18 protein-coding genes are annotated in these 18,179 nt (G+C 73.9%); 4 read left to right on the top strand and 14 right to left on the bottom strand.

Annotation, left to right across the window (positions count from 1 at the left end):
- Positions 1–20 precede the first annotated feature (20 nt).
- The 3 genes from HOP40_RS10660 to moeA all read right to left on the bottom strand — a co-directional run bounded on the left by HOP40_RS10660 (position 21) and on the right by moeA (position 3,304).
- A complete protein-coding gene (locus HOP40_RS10660; protein ID WP_172157212.1) occupies positions 21–1,028 on the bottom strand; it encodes a CDP-alcohol phosphatidyltransferase family protein in 1,008 nt (335 codons plus the stop codon).
- Between the two features lie 3 nt (positions 1,029–1,031).
- A complete protein-coding gene (locus HOP40_RS10655) occupies positions 1,032–1,748 on the bottom strand; it encodes a phosphatidylserine decarboxylase (protein ID WP_172157210.1) in 717 nt (238 codons plus the stop codon).
- Positions 1,749–2,092: 344 nt separating this feature from the next.
- Complete coding sequence (gene moeA, locus HOP40_RS10650) at positions 2,093–3,304, bottom strand: molybdopterin molybdotransferase MoeA (protein WP_172157208.1); 1,212 nt, start codon at positions 3,302–3,304, stop codon at positions 2,093–2,095.
- 271 nt (positions 3,305–3,575) lie between these two features.
- On the opposite strand from moeA, the gene groL reads away from it, so the two are divergent.
- Both groL and HOP40_RS10640 read left to right on the top strand, forming a co-directional pair.
- Complete coding sequence (gene groL, locus HOP40_RS10645; protein WP_172157206.1) at positions 3,576–5,213, top strand: chaperonin GroEL; 1,638 nt, start codon at positions 3,576–3,578, stop codon at positions 5,211–5,213.
- A gap of 201 nt (positions 5,214–5,414) precedes the next feature.
- The gene (locus HOP40_RS10640; protein WP_172157204.1) at positions 5,415–5,606 is read left to right on the top strand and encodes a hypothetical protein; all 192 of its coding nucleotides are present in this window, start codon (positions 5,415–5,417) and stop codon (positions 5,604–5,606) included.
- Positions 5,607–5,613: 7 nt separating this feature from the next.
- Here HOP40_RS10640 and HOP40_RS10635 read toward each other — a convergent pair whose 3' ends face one another.
- Entirely contained in the window at positions 5,614–6,549 is a 936-nt protein-coding gene (locus tag HOP40_RS10635) for a helix-turn-helix transcriptional regulator (protein ID WP_172157202.1), read from the bottom strand.
- A 62-nt stretch (positions 6,550–6,611) separates the two neighbouring features.
- On the opposite strand from HOP40_RS10635, the gene HOP40_RS10630 reads away from it, so the two are divergent.
- Both HOP40_RS10630 and HOP40_RS10625 read left to right on the top strand, forming a co-directional pair.
- Positions 6,612–7,187: a TIGR03086 family metal-binding protein gene (locus tag HOP40_RS10630; RefSeq protein ID WP_172157200.1), complete on the top strand. Its 576-nt coding sequence runs from the start codon at positions 6,612–6,614 to the stop codon at positions 7,185–7,187.
- A 74-nt stretch (positions 7,188–7,261) separates the two neighbouring features.
- Positions 7,262–8,470, top strand: coding sequence for a low temperature requirement protein A (locus tag HOP40_RS10625; protein ID WP_172157197.1), 1,209 nt, complete (start codon positions 7,262–7,264; stop codon positions 8,468–8,470).
- A gap of 18 nt (positions 8,471–8,488) precedes the next feature.
- Here HOP40_RS10625 and HOP40_RS10620 read toward each other — a convergent pair whose 3' ends face one another.
- The 10 genes from HOP40_RS10620 to HOP40_RS10575 all read right to left on the bottom strand — a co-directional run bounded on the left by HOP40_RS10620 (position 8,489) and on the right by HOP40_RS10575 (position 17,963).
- A complete protein-coding gene (locus HOP40_RS10620; protein ID WP_172157195.1) occupies positions 8,489–8,725 on the bottom strand; it encodes a PspC domain-containing protein in 237 nt (78 codons plus the stop codon).
- A gap of 134 nt (positions 8,726–8,859) precedes the next feature.
- Positions 8,860–10,134, bottom strand: a complete 1,275-nt coding sequence (locus HOP40_RS10615; RefSeq protein WP_172157193.1) for an ABC transporter substrate-binding protein — start codon at positions 10,132–10,134, stop codon at positions 8,860–8,862.
- The gene (locus HOP40_RS10610; RefSeq protein ID WP_240157618.1) at positions 10,134–11,339 is read right to left on the bottom strand and encodes a branched-chain amino acid ABC transporter permease; all 1,206 of its coding nucleotides are present in this window, start codon (positions 11,337–11,339) and stop codon (positions 10,134–10,136) included. The genes HOP40_RS10615 and HOP40_RS10610 overlap by 1 nt, the downstream gene beginning before the upstream one ends.
- The gene (locus HOP40_RS10605; RefSeq protein WP_172157191.1) at positions 11,332–12,210 is read right to left on the bottom strand and encodes a branched-chain amino acid ABC transporter permease; all 879 of its coding nucleotides are present in this window, start codon (positions 12,208–12,210) and stop codon (positions 11,332–11,334) included. Before HOP40_RS10605 ends, HOP40_RS10610 begins: the two co-directional genes overlap by 8 nt.
- Entirely contained in the window at positions 12,210–12,998 is a 789-nt protein-coding gene (locus tag HOP40_RS10600; protein ID WP_172157189.1) for an ABC transporter ATP-binding protein, read from the bottom strand. Before HOP40_RS10600 ends, HOP40_RS10605 begins: the two co-directional genes overlap by 1 nt.
- On the bottom strand, positions 12,995–13,804 hold the full coding sequence (locus tag HOP40_RS10595) for an ABC transporter ATP-binding protein (RefSeq protein WP_172157187.1): 810 nt from the start codon (positions 13,802–13,804) through the stop codon (positions 12,995–12,997). Before HOP40_RS10595 ends, HOP40_RS10600 begins: the two co-directional genes overlap by 4 nt.
- Positions 13,805–13,986: 182 nt before the next feature.
- Positions 13,987–14,610, bottom strand: coding sequence for a response regulator (locus tag HOP40_RS10590; protein WP_172157185.1), 624 nt, complete (start codon positions 14,608–14,610; stop codon positions 13,987–13,989).
- 70 nt (positions 14,611–14,680) lie between these two features.
- Complete coding sequence (locus HOP40_RS10585) at positions 14,681–15,853, bottom strand: GAF domain-containing sensor histidine kinase (protein WP_172157183.1); 1,173 nt, start codon at positions 15,851–15,853, stop codon at positions 14,681–14,683.
- Positions 15,854–15,928: 75 nt separating this feature from the next.
- Positions 15,929–16,156, bottom strand: coding sequence for a hypothetical protein (locus HOP40_RS10580; protein WP_172157170.1), 228 nt, complete (start codon positions 16,154–16,156; stop codon positions 15,929–15,931).
- 145 nt (positions 16,157–16,301) lie between these two features.
- Positions 16,302–17,963, bottom strand: a complete 1,662-nt coding sequence (locus HOP40_RS10575) for a DNA repair helicase XPB (RefSeq protein WP_172157168.1) — start codon at positions 17,961–17,963, stop codon at positions 16,302–16,304.
- Positions 17,964–18,179 lie beyond the last annotated feature (216 nt).

Here is an 18,179-nt window from a genome sequence, read left to right as displayed (position 1 = left end):
TACCCACCCCGCGGGACGGGTCAGCGGCGGCGGACGCGGCGCAGGCCCAGGCGCAGCCGGTTGGGCGGCTGGGCCGCGGGGCCGGGGGCGCGCCGCGGCGGCGGCCCCTCGTCCCCGAGCCGGCGGACCGCCCCGGCGACGGCCCCGCGCGCCCGCCCGGCCACCTCGCCCGCCCGGCCCGCGACGCGCCGGCGCAGCGGCGGGCGCAGCCCGAGGCGGCGGGCCGAGCGCGCGGCCCGGGCCACGGCCCGGCGCTCGCGCCCGCCCACGTCCCACGCCTCGGGGTGCCGGGCCAGCCAGCGGTAGCGGTGCACCGCGTAGGGCAGCGCGGCGACGTAGAGCACCCCGACGCCGACGAGGGTCAGGAACGGCGCCGTGACCAGCACCGCGGTCAGCAGCCCGACCAGCACCAGCAGCGGCGCGATGAGCTGCGGCGCCACCCGCACGGTCTTGAACGACAGCGTCGGCAGCCGGCTCACCATCAGCGCGGCGGCGACCAGCGCCCACACCCCGACGACGACGGGCGCGGACCACCAGCCCTCGCCGAAGTGCAGCGAGGCGAACAGCGGGATCCCGGCGACGAGCGCGGCGGCGGGCGCCGGCACGCCGACGAAGAACTCCTTGGCGAACGGGTACGGGTCCTCGACGTCGAGCAGCGTGTTGAACCGCGCCAGCCGCAGCGCCATGCAGACCGCGAACACCAGCGCGACGACCCAGCCGAAGCGGCCCTCGCTGCCCACCTGCCACTGGTCGAGCTGCCAGACGTAGAGGACGAGGGCGGGCGAGACGCCGAACGAGACGAGGTCGGCCAGCGAGTCGAGCTCGGCGCCGATGCGGGTGCTCGCGTCGAGCAGGCGGGCGAGGCGGCCGTCGAGGGCGTCGCACAGCGCCGCCACGCCGACGGAGAGCACGGCCAGGTCGAAGCGCTCGCCGAGCGCGAAGTAGACCGACGACAGCCCCGCGCACAGGGCGACGACCGTGACCGCGTTGGGCAGCAGCCGGACGCCTGCGGGGTAGGGGGCGGGCACGGGTCAGCCCACCGGCGGCAGGGCCGCGAGCACCGTCTCGCCGCCGACGGTCCGCTGCCCGACCGCCACCTCCACGCGGCTGCCGGGCGGGAGGTAGGTGTCGACGCGCGAGCCGAAGCGGATGAGCCCGAAGGTCTCGCCCGCGGCGACCTCGTCGCCGGGCGCCAGGTCGCAGACGATCCGGCGGGCCAGCAGCCCGGCGATCTGGACGACGCCGACGCGCGCCCCGCCGGCGGTCTCCAGCAGCACGGAGTTGCGCTCGTTGTCCTCGCTGGCCTTGTCGAGGTCGGCGGAGAGGAACACGCCCGGCGAGTACTCGACGGCGACGACGCGGCCGTCGAGCGGCACGCGCTGCGTGTGCACGTCGAGGACGGAGAGGAAGACGCTGACGCGCGGCACCGGCACGTCGACCGGCAGGCCCAGCTCGGGCGGGGGCGGCACCTCGGACACGGTGGCGACGGTGCCGTCGGCGGGGGCGAGCACGACCCCGGTGCGCGGAGGCGGCACGCGGTGCGGGTTGCGGAAGAACGCCGCGGTGGCCGCGGTGGCCAGGAGCCCGGTGGCGGTGCCGCGGCCGGACAGCGCGCGGACGAGCCCGGCCGCCAGCGCGACGGCCGCGACGATCGGGCGGCCGCCGGGGTGCATCGGCGGGATCGCCTCCCGCACGAGCCCGGCGACGTGGCGCGGGGAGAAGCCGGACGGGACGGCGGGATCGGACATGGGGTGCGTTCTCGACTCCTCCGGCGAGGGGTGGTGCTCGGCGGCGGCTACGGTACGCGACCGGCAGGGCGCAAAAGGGCCGGGGCCGTCATCCCCCGAGACGACGACCCCGGCCGTGGAACCGCTCGTCCGCTCCCCAGCGACGGGCGGTAGGTCCTTTGCGATGAGCCCTGGTTACCCGGGCCTGCGAAAAGTATCCCTGAGCGTGCGATCGATCGTCCAGATCACGGGGAGAGGAAGCCCGCGATGTGCACCGATCGGCCGAACGCTCACCGGTATGACGTCCCCGGACCGCCGAATGTTGCACCACTTGACTGTGACGTCGGTCACATTCAGCGCAACCGTCACCCCTCGAGCAACCACACCTCGACCGGAGTGCCCTCCTCGAGCTCGGTCGCCTCGGCCGGAACGGACACCAGGCACTCGGCCCTGGCGAGCGCGGCGAGGAGGTGCGAGGCCGGGTTGCCGACCTCCGAGACCGTCCCGCGGACGGCGTCGAGGGCGCCCCGACGGAACTGCCGGCGCCCCGACGGTGAGGTCCACCGCTCACCGAGCGTGGCGGTCACGACCGGCCGCTCGGGGTGCGGGTGCCCCATCGCCGCCCGCAGCGCCGGGCGCAGGAACACCTCGAACGACACCTGGGAACTCACCGGGTTGCCGGGCAGCGTCACGACCGCGACGCCGCCGAGCGCGTCGACCCGCCCGGCCCCCTGCGGCCCGCCCGGCTGCATCCCGACCTTGACGAACTCGACGCCGCGCCCGGTGAACGCGTCCTTGACGACCTCGTAGGCCCCGGCGCTGACCCCGCCCGAGGTGACGAGGAGGTCGACGCCCTCGACCTGCTCGCGGAGCCGCTCCAGGAACTCCTCGACGTCGTCGGGCACGAACCGCAGCAGCCGCGCCACCCCGCCGGCCTCCTCGACGGCCGCGGCGAGCATCGGGCCGTTCGACTCGTAGATCTGACCGGGCCGCAGCGGCGTCCCCGGCGCGACGAGCTCGGAGCCGGTGGAGAGCACGAGGACGACGGGGCGGCGGCGCACCGGCACCTCGGCCAGCCCGACGGCGGCGGCGACGCCGATCTGGGCGGCCTGCAGGACCGTGCCCGCGTCGACGACGACCCGCCCCTCCTCGACGTCCTCGCCGATCCCCCGCACGTGCGCGCCGACCTCCGGCGCGTGCCGCAGCGCGACGCGCTCGGTGCCGCCGTCGGTGCGCTCGACCGGCACCACGGCGTCGGCGCCCTCGGGCAGCGGCGCGCCGGTCATGATCCGGGCGACGGTGCCGGGCTCGAGCGGGGGCACGTCGGTGCGCCCGGCGGGGATGTCGGTCGCCACCGGCAGCACGACGGGCGCGTCCTCCGCCGCACCGGCGAGCTCGGCGGCCCGCACGGCGTAGCCGTCCATCGCCGAGTTCACGAACGAGGGCAGGGAGACCCCCGCGACGAGGTCCTCCGCGAGCACCCGCCCCCGGGCCTGCGCCAGCGGCACGACCTCCACGGGCTGGGCGGGGACGAGGGCCGCCACGACGGCCCGGTGCTGCTCCACGGTGCGGGTCACGACCCCTCCTCGCTGACGCTCGTCACGGCCGCGTCCCGGGGTGCTGCACTCAATGGTTCCCTCGCAAGCTCGGTCACGACGGGCATCCTCCCGCACCGATCCGTCTTGCACTCGCGGCACCCGAGTGCTAGAACCGGGCTTGGCACTCGGCACGGTAGAGTGCCAGATGTCGGGCCGGTGAGATCGGCGCAGGGTTGCCGGTCGTCCGTCGCGGGCGCCACCCGACACACGAGACTTTCCCGGTCATCCCAATTCGGAGGACTACACACCCATGGCGAAGATGATCGCTTTCGACGAGGAGGCGCGCCGCGGGCTCGAGCGCGGCATGAACACCCTCGCCGACGCTGTCAAGGTGACGCTCGGCCCGCGTGGCCGCAACGTCGTCCTGGAGAAGAAGTGGGGCGCGCCCACCATCACCAACGATGGTGTGTCGATCGCCAAGGAGATCGAGCTCGAGGACCCCTGGGAGAAGATCGGGGCCGAGCTCGTCAAGGAAGTTGCGAAGAAGACCGACGACATCGCGGGTGACGGCACCACCACCGCCACCGTGCTGGCGCAGGCGCTCGTCCGCGAGGGTCTCCGCAACGTCGCCGCCGGCGCCAACCCGATGGCCCTCAAGCGCGGCATCGAGAAGGCCGTCGAGGCCGTCTCGCAGCAGCTGCTGAAGACCGCCAAGGAGGTCGAGACCAAGGAGCAGATCGCCGCCACGGCGTCCATCTCCGCGGCCGACACCACCATCGGCGAGCTCATCGCCGAGGCGATGGACAAGGTCGGCAAGGAAGGCGTCATCACGGTCGAGGAGAGCCAGACCTTCGGTCTGGAGCTCGAGCTCACCGAGGGCATGCGGTTCGACAAGGGCTACATCTCGCCCTACTTCGTCACCGACGCCGAGCGCATGGAGGCCGAGCTGGAGGACCCCTACATCCTCCTGGTCTCCTCCAAGATCTCGACCGTGAAGGACCTGCTCCCGCTGCTGGAGAAGGTCATGCAGGGCGGCAAGCCGCTCGCGATCATCGCCGAGGACGTCGAGGGCGAGGCCCTGGCCACGCTCGTCGTCAACAAGATCCGCGGCACCTTCAAGTCCGTCGCCGTCAAGGCGCCGGGCTTCGGCGACCGCCGTGAGGCCATGCTGGCCGACATCGCCATCCTCACCGGTGGCGAGGTCATCTCGGAGAAGGTCGGCCTCAAGCTGGAGAACGCCGACCTGTCGCTCCTGGGCACCGCCCGCAAGGTCGTCGTGTCCAAGGACGAGACCACCATCGTCGACGGGGCCGGCGACGCCGACCAGATCGCCGGCCGGGTCTCGCAGATCCGCAACGAGATCGACAAGACCGACTCGGACTACGACCGCGAGAAGCTGCAGGAGCGCCTGGCCAAGCTGGCCGGCGGTGTTGCGGTCATCAAGGCCGGAGCCGCGACCGAGGTCGAGCTCAAGGAGCGCAAGCACCGCATCGAGGACGCCGTCCGCAACGCGAAGGCGGCCGTCGAGGAGGGCATCGTCGCCGGTGGCGGCGTGGCGCTCATCCAGGCCGGTGCGGGCCTGTTCGAGGGTCTCGGTCTCGACGGTGACGAGGCCACCGGTGCGAACATCGTCAAGGTCGCGCTGGAGGCTCCGCTCAAGCAGATCGCCATCAACGCCGGCCTCGAGGGCGGCGTCGTCGCGGAGAAGGTGCGCGGGCTCCCGGCCGGCGAGGGCCTCGACGCGGCCACCGGTGAGTACAAGGACCTGATCAAGGCCGGGATCATCGACCCCGCCAAGGTCACCCGCTCGGCGCTGCAGAACGCGGCCTCGATCGCGGCCCTGTTCCTCACCACCGAGGCGGTCATCGCCGACAAGCCGGAGAAGAACGCCGCGCCCGGTGGCGACCCCACCGGTGGCATGGGCGGCATGGGCGGCATGGACTTCTGAGTCCCGCCCACCGGTAGCACCGCACGTCCCGCAGGGGCGGCATCCCGCAGTCACGTCCGTGACCGGGGTGCCGCCCCTGCGGCGTTCCCGCCCCTGCGTCCCGACCACGGGACACGGCCGGACGCCCGGTGCGCCTGGGCCGAACGGCCGCAATCGCTGCCGGACGGAGCACGCGGCGCGGCCCTCTGCCACTGTCGAGGGGTGGAGGGACTCTGGTTCGCGCTCGCCGCCGTCTGCGTCGTCGCGGGCCTCGCCCTGCTCGTGATCGACCGCAGGCGCCGCCGCAGCCCCGCGGCACCCGTCGCGGCGACGGTCGAGCGGCCGGCGGAGCGGCCGGCCGACCCGCCGGCCGGGGAGCCCGGCGACCTGTTCCGGGAGCACCCGCCGCGCTGAGGCCGGCTCAGGTCCCGGCGTAGACCGCCGCCGTCGCCGCCGCCCGCTCGGCCAGCGCCGCCCGCAGCTCGGGCGGGTCGAGCACCTCCGCGTCGGCCCCCACCGCCCAGACCGTCACGAGCGCGTGGCCCGGGTCGCCGAAGCGCAGGTCGAGCTCCAGCCGGTCGCCGACCGCGCGCTCGGCGTCGAGCGTCGCGGAGGTGCGCAGCAGGCCGTCGCGGCGGTCGGGCCGGACGCGGACCCGCACGGCGTACCGGGGCAGGGACGCCCGGAACGCGGAGCGCCGCCGCTCCCACAGCTCCTCCAGGTCGACGTCGCCGACGGGCGCCGCGGCCTCGTCGAGCACCTCGGCGTGCTCCATCCGCGACAGCCGGTAGGTGCGCTCGGCGCCGTCGTGCGTGGCGAGCAGGTACCACTGCCCGCCCGCGTCGACGAGCCCGACGGGATCGACGGTCCGCGACCGCGCCTCCTGCCCGGACGCGGCGTACCGGATGCGCAGCCGCCGCGAGGCGAACACCGCCTCCTGCACCGTGCGCAGCACCGGCGGCGCGTCGGTGCCGGTGCGCAGCATCCGGTCGGGGCTGAGCAGCACCCGGCCGGCCGCACGGGTCGCGGTGTCGCGCTGGGCGTCCGGCAGGGCCGCGACGACCTTGCGCATCGCCGACGCCAGCGCCGGGGACGGCGCGCGCGACCCGGCCACCAGCAGCGCCCGCGCCTCGTCGTGCGTCAGACCGGTGAGGTCGGTCGAGTAGCCGGGCAGCAGCGCGAACCCGCCGGTCCGGCCGCGCTCGGCGTACACCGGCACGCCCGCGGCCGACAGCGCCTCGACGTCGCGCAGCACCGTGCGCGTCGAGCACTCCAGCTCGCGGGCGAGCGCCGCCGCCGACATCCGCCCGCGGTGGCGCAGCAGCAGGAGCAGGGACAGGAGGCGGTCGGCGCGCACGGGTGCAGACTGCCACGAATACACGACAGGAGATGTCGTGTATGGCGGGCAGAGTCCTCCCCATGACGACCGACACCACGGACCCCCGCCCCCTCTACGCCGCCGCGATCGACTGGGTGTGCACATTGCTGCCCGGCGCCACCGACCTCGACGCCCCCACGCCCTGCGACGAGTTCGACGTCCGGGCCCTGCTCGGGCACCTGGTCACCACGGTCGAGCGCGCCCACGTCGTCGGCGAGGGCGGCGACGCGCACTCCGTGCCGCTCGTCATCACCGGGGTGGCCGACGACGCCTGGGCGGACACCTACCGCGCCGCGGCCGACAAGGCCCTCGCGGTGTGGAGCGACGACGCGCTGCTCGACAGCCGGGTCGTCGTGCCGTGGGGCACCGTCCCCGGCCGCGGCGCCCTGTGGGGCTACCTCAACGAGACCCTGGTGCACGGCTGGGACCTCGCCGTCGCCACCGGGCAGGACCCGGAGGCCGACCAGGACCTGGCCGCCGTCGCGCTCGACGCCGCGCGCGGGTTCCTGCCGGCCGGGTTCCGCGGCGGCCCCGTCCCGTTCGCGGCGGTCGTCGAGCCGCGCGAGGGGGCCGGCCCGACCGAGCGGCTCGCGAACTGGTCCGGGCGCGCCTCCTGAAGGCGCACCGGCCCGGGGCGACCGACGGGGTGCGCACTGGCGACGGCGCGTCGCCGTGGTGCACGATCTGCGCCATGGCGACACCGCGGCGGGCCCGGCTCGAGGCCCGGAACGGCCAGAACAGCGTCACCACGCTGGAGCTCTTCTTCGACCTGGTCTTCGTCTTCGCGCTCACGCAGGTCACCGACCTGATGGCCGACGAGCCGACCGGCACCGGCCTGTTCCGCGGCGCGCTCATCCTCACCGTGCTGTGGTGGTCGTGGGTCGGCTACTCGTGGCTGAGCAACGTGGTGAAGGCCGACGAGGGCGTCATCCGGGTCGCGATGTTCGTCGCGATGGGCGGGGTGTTCGTCGCCGCGATCACCATCCCGGAGTCGTTCGACGACCTGCCGGGCGGCCTGTCGGGGCCGGTCGTGTTCGCGGCCTGCTACTTCTTCGTGCGGGCCATGCACATCCTGATGTTCTGGCTGGTCAGCGCGGGCGACCCGGTCCTGCGCCGGCAGGTCCTGCGGTTCGTGCCGTCCATGGCCGCCGGCACGGTGCTGCTGCTCGCGGCGTCGCAGGCGTCCGGTGCGCTGCAGACCTGGCTGTGGGTCGGCGCGATCCTCGGTGACTACCTCGGCACGATGCTCGCGGGCACCGGCTGGCGCCTCGCGTCGGCGGCGCACTTCGCCGAGCGCCACGGCCTGATCATCATCGTGGCGCTCGGCGAGTCGATCGTCGCCACCGGCATCGGCATCGCGCAGAAGCCGATCAGCTGGCCGATCATCGCCGCGTCGATGCTGGCCCTGGCCGTCTCCGCCGCGCTGTGGTGGGCCTACTTCGACGTCACCGCGATCATCACCGAGCGCGCGCTGCACGCCGCCGAGGGCGTCCGGCAGATCCAGCTCGCCCGCGGCGGCTACTCGTTCCTGCACCTGCCGATGGTCATCGGGATCATCATGATGTCGCTCGGGCTCAAGAAGGCGCTAGGCCACGTCGCGGGCGACGAGGACTACACCCTCAGCGACCCGCTCTACGGCCTCCCGCTCGTCGCCCTCTTCGGCGGCACGGCGCTGTTCCTGCTCGCCCACGTCGCGTTCACCCGCCTGGTCGCGGGCGTGCTGAAGTGGGAGCGCGTGGCCGTGGCGGGCGTGCTCGTGGCGCTCGTCCCGCCGGCGTCGATGATGCCGGCGATCGGGTCGCTGGCGATCCTGGCCGCGGTCCTCGTGGTGATGCTGGCCTACGAGACGCGCCGGTACGCCGAGCAGCGCCACGAGATCCGCCACGCCGAGGGGCACTGAACGCCCGGCACCGGCGGGTCAGACCGCGGCGCCCTCCTCGGGCAGCAGGATCCAGGCGGCGACGTAGGCGATCGCGCCCGCGCCCGCCCCGAACACGGTGAGCAGGACGAGGCCCAGGCGCACGAGCGCCGGGTCGACGCCCAGCGCGCGGGCGGTGCCGCCGCAGACGCCGGCGACCATGCGGTCGTCGCGGCTGCGGGTCAGGCGGACGGTCGGGCGGGAGACGGGGGCGAGGGGGCCGGTGCTCTGTTCCATGACCACGAGCCTGCCGCCCGGAGGGCCCCGCGCCCTCCGGGACGGACCCCGGTCGGACCCCGGGATCCGGCCCCCGGAACGCCGCAGGGCCCCGGGGTCGAGACCCCGGGGCCCTGCGGGTGGAGCGGGTCGGATCAGCCCTGCTGGAACGGCGCCTTGTAGGACTCCGCCTCCGGCGAGGTGAACAGCGGCGCGACCTCGGTCAGGCCGCCCTCGGCGTTCGCGTCGACCTGCGCGATGTAGACACCGCGAGTGGGGGGCGCGCCCGGCGAGCTGTAGTCGAGCACGTCGACCAGGCCCTCGGTGTCGACCGAGGTCAGGGTGCCCAGCGCGGTCTTGACGCCGGCCCGGGTGAGGTCACCGGCCTCGCAGGCCGCCTCGAGCACGTTCTGCCACACGAGGCCCTCGGTGTAGCCCGTGGTGATGCCGGCGTTGCGCGGCAGGTCCGGGTACGCCTCCTTGTACGCGGTCGTCACCTCGACGGCCTTCGGGTTCGACGAGGAGAACGGCGCGTTGGACGCCGAGACGTAGAGGTTGCCCAGGGCACCCGCGGCCGGCGTCTGGAGCAGCGCCGGGTCGAAGGTCGGGTTGTTGCCCAGCACCGGGACGTTGAGCCCGAGCGCCTGGTTGGCGGCCAGCGCCGACGCGGTCTGGCCGGGCGTCGTGGTCAGCACGATGAGCTTGACGCCCGCGCCGCGCATGCCGGTGACGATGCCGGTCAGGTCGTTGTCGGTCGAGGTCACCTTGGCCTCGTTGATCGTGATGCCGTGCTGCTCGGCGTAGTACTTCGAGCCCTTGAGCCCGTTGCCGCCGTACTCGCCGTCGATGTAGATGTGGCCGATGGTGTCGCCGTCGGCCAGCAGGCCCTGCTGCTGCAGGTAGGCCAGGCCGTTGACGATCTCCAGGTCGTAGGTGGTGCCGATCATCATGATGCCCGGGTTGTCGAGCACCTCGGAGCTCCACGACGCCGGTGCGGCGAGCATGTTGTCCTCGATGAGGTTCGGCTCCAGCGCCGCGAGCACCGGGGAGCCCAGCAGCTGGACCATGCCGAGCACGTTCGGCTCGAGCTGCGGGTACAGCGTCTTCGCCACGTCGGCCTTGTAGCCGTGGTCGACGGTCTCGATCTCGATCTGGCGGCCGCAGATGCCGCCGGCGGCGTTGACGTCGTCGGCCCACAGCTGGTTGCCGGCGTTCAGACCCGCGCCGAGGTTCTTGAACACGCCGGAGGTGTCGCCCATGATCCCGAGCGTGATCGTGGTGTCCGTGACGCCGAAGTCGGTGGCCACGCCACCCGCGCCCTCGGTGCCGCCCGACGTGTCGGCCGTGCTGCCGCACGCGGCGAGCACGAGCGTGCTGGTCAGGACGCCGGCGATCAGCGCCGACCGCCCGGCTCTCCGTGCTGCGATCATCATCGATCCTCTCGGGGGGTGGTCCGGTCACCGTCGGCGGTGGCCGGGACATCTGGGGAGCGGCGACGGCCGAGCAGCCGCCTGCCGATGGCGGCCATGCCGCCGGGTTCGAAGAGCACGACGAGGACGATCGCCCCGCCGTACACGAACGCGCTGACGACGACGGCGCTGAAGCCGCCGAACTGCGCGTCGGCGAACCAGCCGAACTGCTGCGAGCCGAGCAGGAAGAACTGCTGCAGACCGAACACCAGCACCGCGCCGATCACCGCGCCCGGCACCGAGCCGAGCCCGCCGATGATGACGATCGCGAGGAACGCGATGGCGACCGTCAGCGAGTAGGTGCCGGTGAACTCGTTCTCGTCGGGCTTGACGAGGTCGAGCCACAGCGCCGTCATGACGCCGGCGAGGCCGGCGAAGGCCGAGGAGATGACGAACGCCCCCGCCTTGACCCGGGTGACGTGCACGCCCATCGCGGTGGCGGCGGCCTCGTTGTCGCGCACCGCGCGCCACGAGCGGCCGATCCGGCTGTTCACCGCGCCGCGGGCCAGGAAGTAGCTGCCCAGCGCGAACGCGAGGAACAGGTACCAGAGGCGCTGCTGCTTCTGGATGGCGACGCCCGCGATGGTGGGGGCGGGTTGGGAGTTGGCGAACTCGAACCCGAACAGCTCGAACACCGGGGCGTTGCGCCCGCTGGACGTGCCGCCGGAGAACATGTCCAGCGACTGGCCGAGCCACAGCCCGAGGAACACCAGCGACAGCGAGGCGACGCCGAGGTAGATGCCGCGCAGCCGCCCGGCGACCGGCGCGAACGCCAGGCCGATCAGCCCGCAGAGCGCCACGGCCCCGATGACGCCGACCAGCGGCGGCAGCCCGAGCCCGACGAGGTCGTCGGACTCCTCCGGGTCGCCCGACAGCACCGCGTAGCCGACGGCGCCGACCAGCAGGAAGAAGGGGTGCGCCAGCGAGAGCTGCCCGGCCTGGCCGACGAGCAGCGTCAGCCCGATGCCGCCGACGACGCCGATGAGGATGTACTGCGCGAGCTTGAGGTAGGCCACCCCGGAGTTGCCGACGAGCACCGGCAGCAGCAGGAGCACGACGACCAGGACGGCCGTGGCCACGATCTTGAGCCAGTTGCGGCCGGGCCGGGCCGCCCCGGCGGGCGGCGCCTGCGGCGGGGCGGCGGGCGGGGTCATCGTCTCAGACACGACTGAGCTCCTTCGTCCCGAAGAGTCCGGACGGTCTCACCACCAGCACGACCAGCATCACCAGGAACACCGCGCTCTTGGAGAACTCGAACGAGATGTACTGCGCCGACAGCGCCTCGGTGAGCCCGACGACCAGCCCGCCGACGACGGCGCCCGCGGTGGAGTCGAGGCCGCCGAGGATCGCGGCGGGGAAGGCGATGAGCGCGATCGCGTGCGTGCCGCGCCCCAGCCCGGCCCCGGAGAAGTCCTGGGTGGCCATGAACAGCACCGCGACGCCGGCGAGCGCGCCCGCGACGAGCCACGCCGTGGCCGTCACGCGGGAGCTGTTGATGCCCATCAGGGCCGCGGCCTCGCGGTTCTCGGCCTGGGCGCGCATCGCGACGCCCCAGTTCGAGTAGCGGAACGCGAGCAGGAACGCCGTGATCAGCACCGCGCCGACGACCAGGGCGATCGCCTGCGTGCGGAACACCGTGAGGCCGGCGATCTGCAGCGGCTGCGAGTCGTAGGGGTCGCCGATGAAGGGGATGTCGGCGCCGACCCGGCGCACCACCTCCTCGGTGATGATCACGTCGATGCCGATGGTGAGCAGCGCCAGGCTGTTGTGGTCGGCGCTGCGGGCGTTGCGCAGCAGCACCCGCTCGATCACCAGGGCCGCGACCGCGGCCGCCGTGATCCCGACGACGGCGGCCAGCGTCCAGCCGAGCGCGTCCTTGAGCTCGTAGACCAGGTAGCCGCCGATCAGCACGAGCGAGCCGTGCGCGAAGTTCACCACCTCGGTGGCCTTGTAGATGATCACGAAGCCGAGCGCGAGGAGCGCGTAGACCGCGCCCTTGCCCAGCCCGTTGACCAGCAGTTGCAGGAAGGTGCTCATCACTCGGCCTCCGTGCCCAGGTATGCGCGGATGACGTCGGGGTCGGCCTGCACCTCGGCGGGGAGCCCGTCGGCGATCCGCTTCCCGAAGTCCAGGACCGTGACGCGGTCGGCGATGCCCATGACCAGCCCCATGTCGTGCTCGACGAGCAGGACGGAGATGCCCAGCGCGTCGCGCAGGTCGCGGATGGTGACCGCCATCTCGGCGGTCTCGGTGGCGTTCAGGCCCGCCGCGGGCTCGTCGAGCAGCAGCAGGGTGGGCTCGACGGCGAGCGCTCGGGCGATGTCGACCCGCTTCGCCACGCCGTAGGGCAGGGAGGCGACGGGGGCGTCGAGCCGGTCGGCCACCCCGAGGAAGTCGCAGATCTCCTCGGCGCGCGCGGTGTGCCGGCGCTCGGCGCGCCGGGTCAGGCCGAGCCCGCCGGCGAGGAACCCGCCGGAGGTGAGGACGTGCCGCCCGAGCATCACGTTGTCGCGGACCGTGGAGCCCGGCGAGAGCGCGATGTTCTGGAACGACCGCCCGATCCCCAGCGCCGCGAGCCGGTGCGGCGTGAGGGAGGTGAGCACGTCGTCGCCGAGGCGGACCCGGCCCTCGGTGGGCTTGTAGAGCCCGCTGATCACGTTGAAGCAGCTCGACTTGCCGGCGCCGTTCGGCCCGATCAGGGCGTGCACGGTGCCGGGCTCGACGGTGAAGCTGACGTCGTCGAGCGCGGTGATGCCGCCGAACCGCAGCGTCACGTCCTCGATGGCGAGCGGACGGACGTCGGTGCGCAACTCGGTGCTGGTCATCCCGTCCACCTCGACAGCGTCCGCGTGCGGCGGTGGGCCAGCGCCTCGGCCGCCTCGGACTCGGCCTGCTCCTGCGACTCCGCGTGCCCGCCCAGGTAGAGGCGCTGCACGTCGTCGCTCGCGGCGAGCTCCGCGGCCGGGCCGGACAGGGCCACGCGGCCCACCTCCAGCACGACGGCGTGGTCGGCCACCTTCAGCGCCATCGTGGCGTTCTGCTCGACGAGCACGACGGCCGTGCCCTGGTCGTGGATGTCGCGGACGACCTGGGCGATCCGGCCGACCATCTGCGGCGCCAGCCCCAGCGACGGCTCGTCGAGCAGCAGCAGCTTCGGGTCCGACATGAGGGCCCGCCCGATCGCGAGCATCTGCTGCTCGCCGCCCGACAGGAGCCCGGCGCGCTGCCCGGCCCGCTCGCCGAGCACCGGGAACAGCTGCTGGATGCGCTCCCGCGCCGACGTCCTGGCCTGCGCCGAGCGCGCCCCGAGGCCGCCCGCGCGCAGGTTCTCCTCCACGGTCATGCGGGCGAAGACCTGGCGGCCCTCGGGCACCGCGACGACGCCGGCGCGCACGATCAGCGCCGGGTCGAGCTTGTCGATGCGCTTGCCGTCGAACACGATCTCGCCCGCGGACACCGATCCGCGGTGCAGCGGCAGCGTGCCGGACACCGCGCGCAGCAGCGTCGACTTGCCCGCCCCGTTGCCGCCGAGCACCGCGAGCACGCCGTCGGTGGACACCTCCAGGTCGACATCCGACAGTGCCTGCACCGATCGCCCGTAGCGGACGGACAGTCCGCGCGCGCTCAGCACGGTGGTTCTCGAAGCACGTTGTGGCCCCCTCGCTCGCCGCCTCCGGTCGGAGCGGCGGGGCACATCGTGTGTGCCGTCACACCCGTCAGGCACCCCCACGTGGAGAGGGGTCCGGACAAAGATGACCGTCCGTTATCTCCGGACAGTCACGATCCGCTGACAGGGGGACCCGTCGGCGCCGGTCAGAGGAGTCCGGCCTCGCTCGCCTTACCGATGGCCTCGACGCGGTTGCGCGCGCCGAGCTTGTGCAGGGCCGACTGCAGGTAGGTCTTGACGGTGTTGCGCGCCAGCCCGGTGGTCTCGGCGATCTCGGGGTTGGTGCGCCCCTGCGCGGCCAGGCGCAGCACCTCGTACTCGCGGCGGGTCAGGCCGCTGCGGGCCAGCGCGGCCCCCCGGCCCTCGGTGCCCGGCACCATCCGGGGGTCCGACACGCGCTCCCCGCGCAGCACCCGGCGCAGCGCCGCGACGAGGTCGGTGGCCGCGGCGTCCTTGAGCAGCGCGCCGTGCGCGCCCGCGTCGAGGGCGGCCTGGACGCCGTGGTGGTCGCCGTGGGCGGTGAAGACGACGACCTTGGCCAGCGGGCACGCCGCGCGCAGGCCGGCGACGACCTCGGGGGCGAGCATGTCGGGCAGCCGCAGGTCGAGCAGGACCAGGTCGGGACGCAGCCCCGGCGCCCGCTCCAGCGCCGTGCGCCCGCTCTCCGCCGCCCCGACCACCACCAGCGACGGCTCCGCCCGCAGCAGCAGGGCGACGCCGTCGCGGACCACCGGGTGGTCGTCGACGACCATGACGCGCGAGGGACTCATCGCACGGCCTCGCTGCGCTCGGCCGAGGCTTCGCCCCGGCGCGGTGCCGATGGTTCGCTCGCAGGCTCGCTCACCGGTGCACCGGCAGCAGCACCCGCAGCGTCGTGCCGCCGTCCTCGTCGTGCACGAGGCTGACGCGCCCGCCGAGGCGCGCGGCGCGCTCGGCCAGCATCCGCAGGCCCAGGCCGGCCCCGTCGACGGGCTCGGCCGCGCCGCTCTCGGGCGCCCCGTCGTCGGCGACGGCCACCTGCACCCCGCCGTCGACCATGCCCAGGCTGACGACGACGGTCGCCGCCCCGGAGTGCTTCTCGGTGTTGAGCAGGCCCTCGCGCACCGCGCCGATCAGCAGCGCGGTGCGCTCCTCGTCGAGCGGGGCGACCTCACCGAGCTGCACGAGCCGCGCGGGCACGCCGGTGCGGGCCTCGAAGCTGCGGCAGTGCTCGGCGAGCTCGATCGGCAGCGCCCGCTCGGGGCTCGACTCCGACAGCGCCAGCAGCGACTCCCGCAGCGCGAGCGACGCCGCCGACACGTCCGACTCCAGCCGCCCAAGGCGCGTGCTGAGCAGCGGGTTGTCGGGCAGCGTCGTGCGCAGGTCGCGGACCTGGGCGCCGATGGAGAACAGCATCGCCCCCACCGAGTCGTGCAGGGAGGCCTGCATCCGCTGGCGCTCGGCGGCGACGGCGGTGGTCCGGCCGGCCTCGGCGCGGTCGGCCAGCCGCAGCGCGCGGGCGGCCTCGCGGGCGACGGCCTGCACGGCGCCGACCGCGTCGTCGCCGAACTCGCCCGCGCCGCGCAGCGCGGCGTAGGCGACGGCGACCGTGTCGACCCGCCCGTCGCGCTCGGCCAGCACCGGCACCGCGAGCATCGCCGACATCGACTCGCGCCGGACCATCCCGTCGAACTGGTGGGTGATGCTCGACGCGGTCACGTAGTCGCTGACCCGCACCGGCTCCCCGAACGCGAGCACCCGCCCGCCGATGCCCTGCCCGATCGGCACGGCGAGGTCCTGCAGGGAGTCGGTGCGGTTGCCGGCGATCCAGCGGATCACCGCGCGGCTGGGGCCGTCGAGGTCGGCGACGAAGCCGGCGTCGGCACCGGCGGCGTCACGGATCAGGCGGGCCGTGCCCTGCAGGGCGAGGACGCGGTCGAGCACGGAGAGGAGGCCGTCGCGCTCGGCGAGGAGCGCGTTGAGGGCGTGCTCCTGCTCGCGGGCCCGCTCCGCGTCACGGTCGCTGGAGGGCATGAGCGGACGATCGCACACCGGACGCCCCGGGCGACACACCCGGATGCCGACCTCCCGGCGCGGCCCCGGAGGTGGTCATCCCCGGCCCCGCACCTCGCGGTCGCGGGCCGCGGGGTGCGCGTCCGGCAGCGGGCCGGGCTCCGACTCCGGAGCGCGGCGCGGCGAGGGGACCGTGACGACGGGCCGCTGCGGGGGCCGGGGCACCTGGCGGTCCCGGAAGCGGATGACGCGGCAGATCGTGACGGCCGCGCCCACGGCTGCGGCGCACCACACCCCGAGCACCAGCGCGACCCATGTGATCACCGGAACGTTCACCCCTCGCCACATCCTGTGCACAGAGTGTCGCTCGTGGGACGGTCGCGCGCACGCCAGGGCACCCGGATGTGCGTACTCGATCGTGCAACCGCCGTACCTCACGGCGACCGAACGGCGGTACCGCCGCTGTGGTTCAGCCCACGTCCGGCAGCGCCGGACCGAGCAGGTCGTCGGCGTCGACGATCCGGTAGGCGTAGCCCTGCTCGGCGAGGAAGCGCTGGCGGTGGGCCGCGTAGTCGGTGTCGAGGGTGTCGCGCGAGACCACGGAGTAGAAGTGCGCCTGCCGCCCGTCGGCCTTCGGGCGGAGCAGCCGGCCGAGGCGCTGGGCCTCCTCCTGCCGGGACCCGAACGTGCCCGACACCTGGATCGCGACGCTGGCCTCGGGCAGGTCGATGGAGAAGTTCGCGACCTTGCTGACGACCAGCACCGGGAGCGCGCCCTCGCGGAACTGCTGGAACAGCGACTCGCGCTCCTTGTTGCGGGTGGAGCCCTGGATGACCGGCGCGTCGAGGGCCTCGCCGAGCTCGTCGAGCTGGTCGAGGTAGGCGCCGATGACGAGCGTCGGCTCGCCCGGGTGCTTCGCGATGATCGACTTCACGACCGCGAGCTTGGTGTGCGCCGTGGACGCCATCCGGTAGCGCTCCTCGGCCTCCGCGACGGCGTAGGACATGCGCTCGGCGTCGGTCAGCGTGACGCGGACCTCGACGCAGTCGGCCGGGGCGATCCAGCCCTGCTGCTCGATGTCGCGCCACGGCGCGTCGTAGCGCTTGGGCCCGATGAGGGAGAAGACGTCGCCCTCGCGCCCGTCCTCGCGCACGAGCGTGGCGGTGAGGCCGAGCCGGCGGCGGGACTGCAGGTCGGCCGTCATCCGGAAGACCGGTGCGGGCAGCAGGTGCACCTCGTCGTAGATGACCAGGCCCCAGTCGCGGGAGTCGAACAGCTCGAGGTGGCGGTACTCGCCCTTCGTCTTGCGCGTGACCACCTGGTAGGTCGCGATCGTGACCGGCCGGATCTCCTTGCGCTCCCCGGAGTACTCGCCGATCTCGTCCTCCGTGAGGCTGGTGCGCGCCACGAGCTCGCGCTTCCACTGCCGCCCCGAGACCGTGTTGGTGACCAGGATCAGCGTCGTGGCCTGCGCCTGCGCCATCGCCGCCGCGCCGACGAGCGTCTTGCCCGCCCCGCACGGCAGCACGACGACGCCGGACCCGCCCGCCCAGAAGCCCTCGACGGCCTGGCGCTGGTAGTCGCGCAGCGTCCAGCCGTCCTCGGCCAGGGAGATGGGGTGCGCCTCGCCGTCGACGTAGCCCGCGAGGTCCTCGGCCGGCCAGCCGATCTTGAGCAGTGCCTGCTTGAGGTGGCCGCGCTCGGACGGGTGGACGATCACGGTGTCGTCGTCGACGCGCGCGCCGAGCAGCGGCGCGATCTTCTTCTGCCGCAGGACCTCCTCCAGCACCGCCCGGTCCAGCGCGACGAGCACCAGCCCGTGGGCGGGGTGGTTGGTCAGCTGCAGGCGCCCGTAGCGGCCCATCGTGTCGACGACGTCGACGAGCAGCGGCTGCGGCACGGCGTAGCGGGAGTAGCGGACGAGCGCGTCGACGACCTGCTCCGCGTCGTGCCCGGCCGCGCGGGCGTTCCACAGCGCGAGCGGCGTGACGCGGTAGGTGTGGACGTGCTCGGGCGCACGCTCCAGCTCGGCGAACGGCGCGATGGCGACGCGGGCGGCCGGGGCGTCGGCGTGGTCGATCTCGAGCAGCAGCGTCTTGTCGGACTGGACGATGAGTGGTCCATCGGTCACGGTGGGTGCGCCTCCGGGCGAACGGGGATGTGATCGGCGTCTCGGTGAACGGCGCCCGCTGGTCGTCCGGCGGGCCCCGCGACGAGGGGGGCGGCGCCGGCGTTGGGCTATGCTCCATGCGCACCATCTGCGAGAACGCACGAGTCCCACGACGATCATACCCGGCCCGAGCGGTCGCCGCCCTTCCCCAGCAGGGCGTGTCGCCGCGACATCGGT

It is taken from the genome of Pseudonocardia broussonetiae (assembly GCF_013155125.1).
Taxonomy (GTDB): Bacteria; Actinomycetota; Actinomycetes; order Mycobacteriales; family Pseudonocardiaceae; genus Pseudonocardia; species Pseudonocardia broussonetiae.
This window is presented reverse-complemented; position numbering and strand designations above follow the sequence as displayed.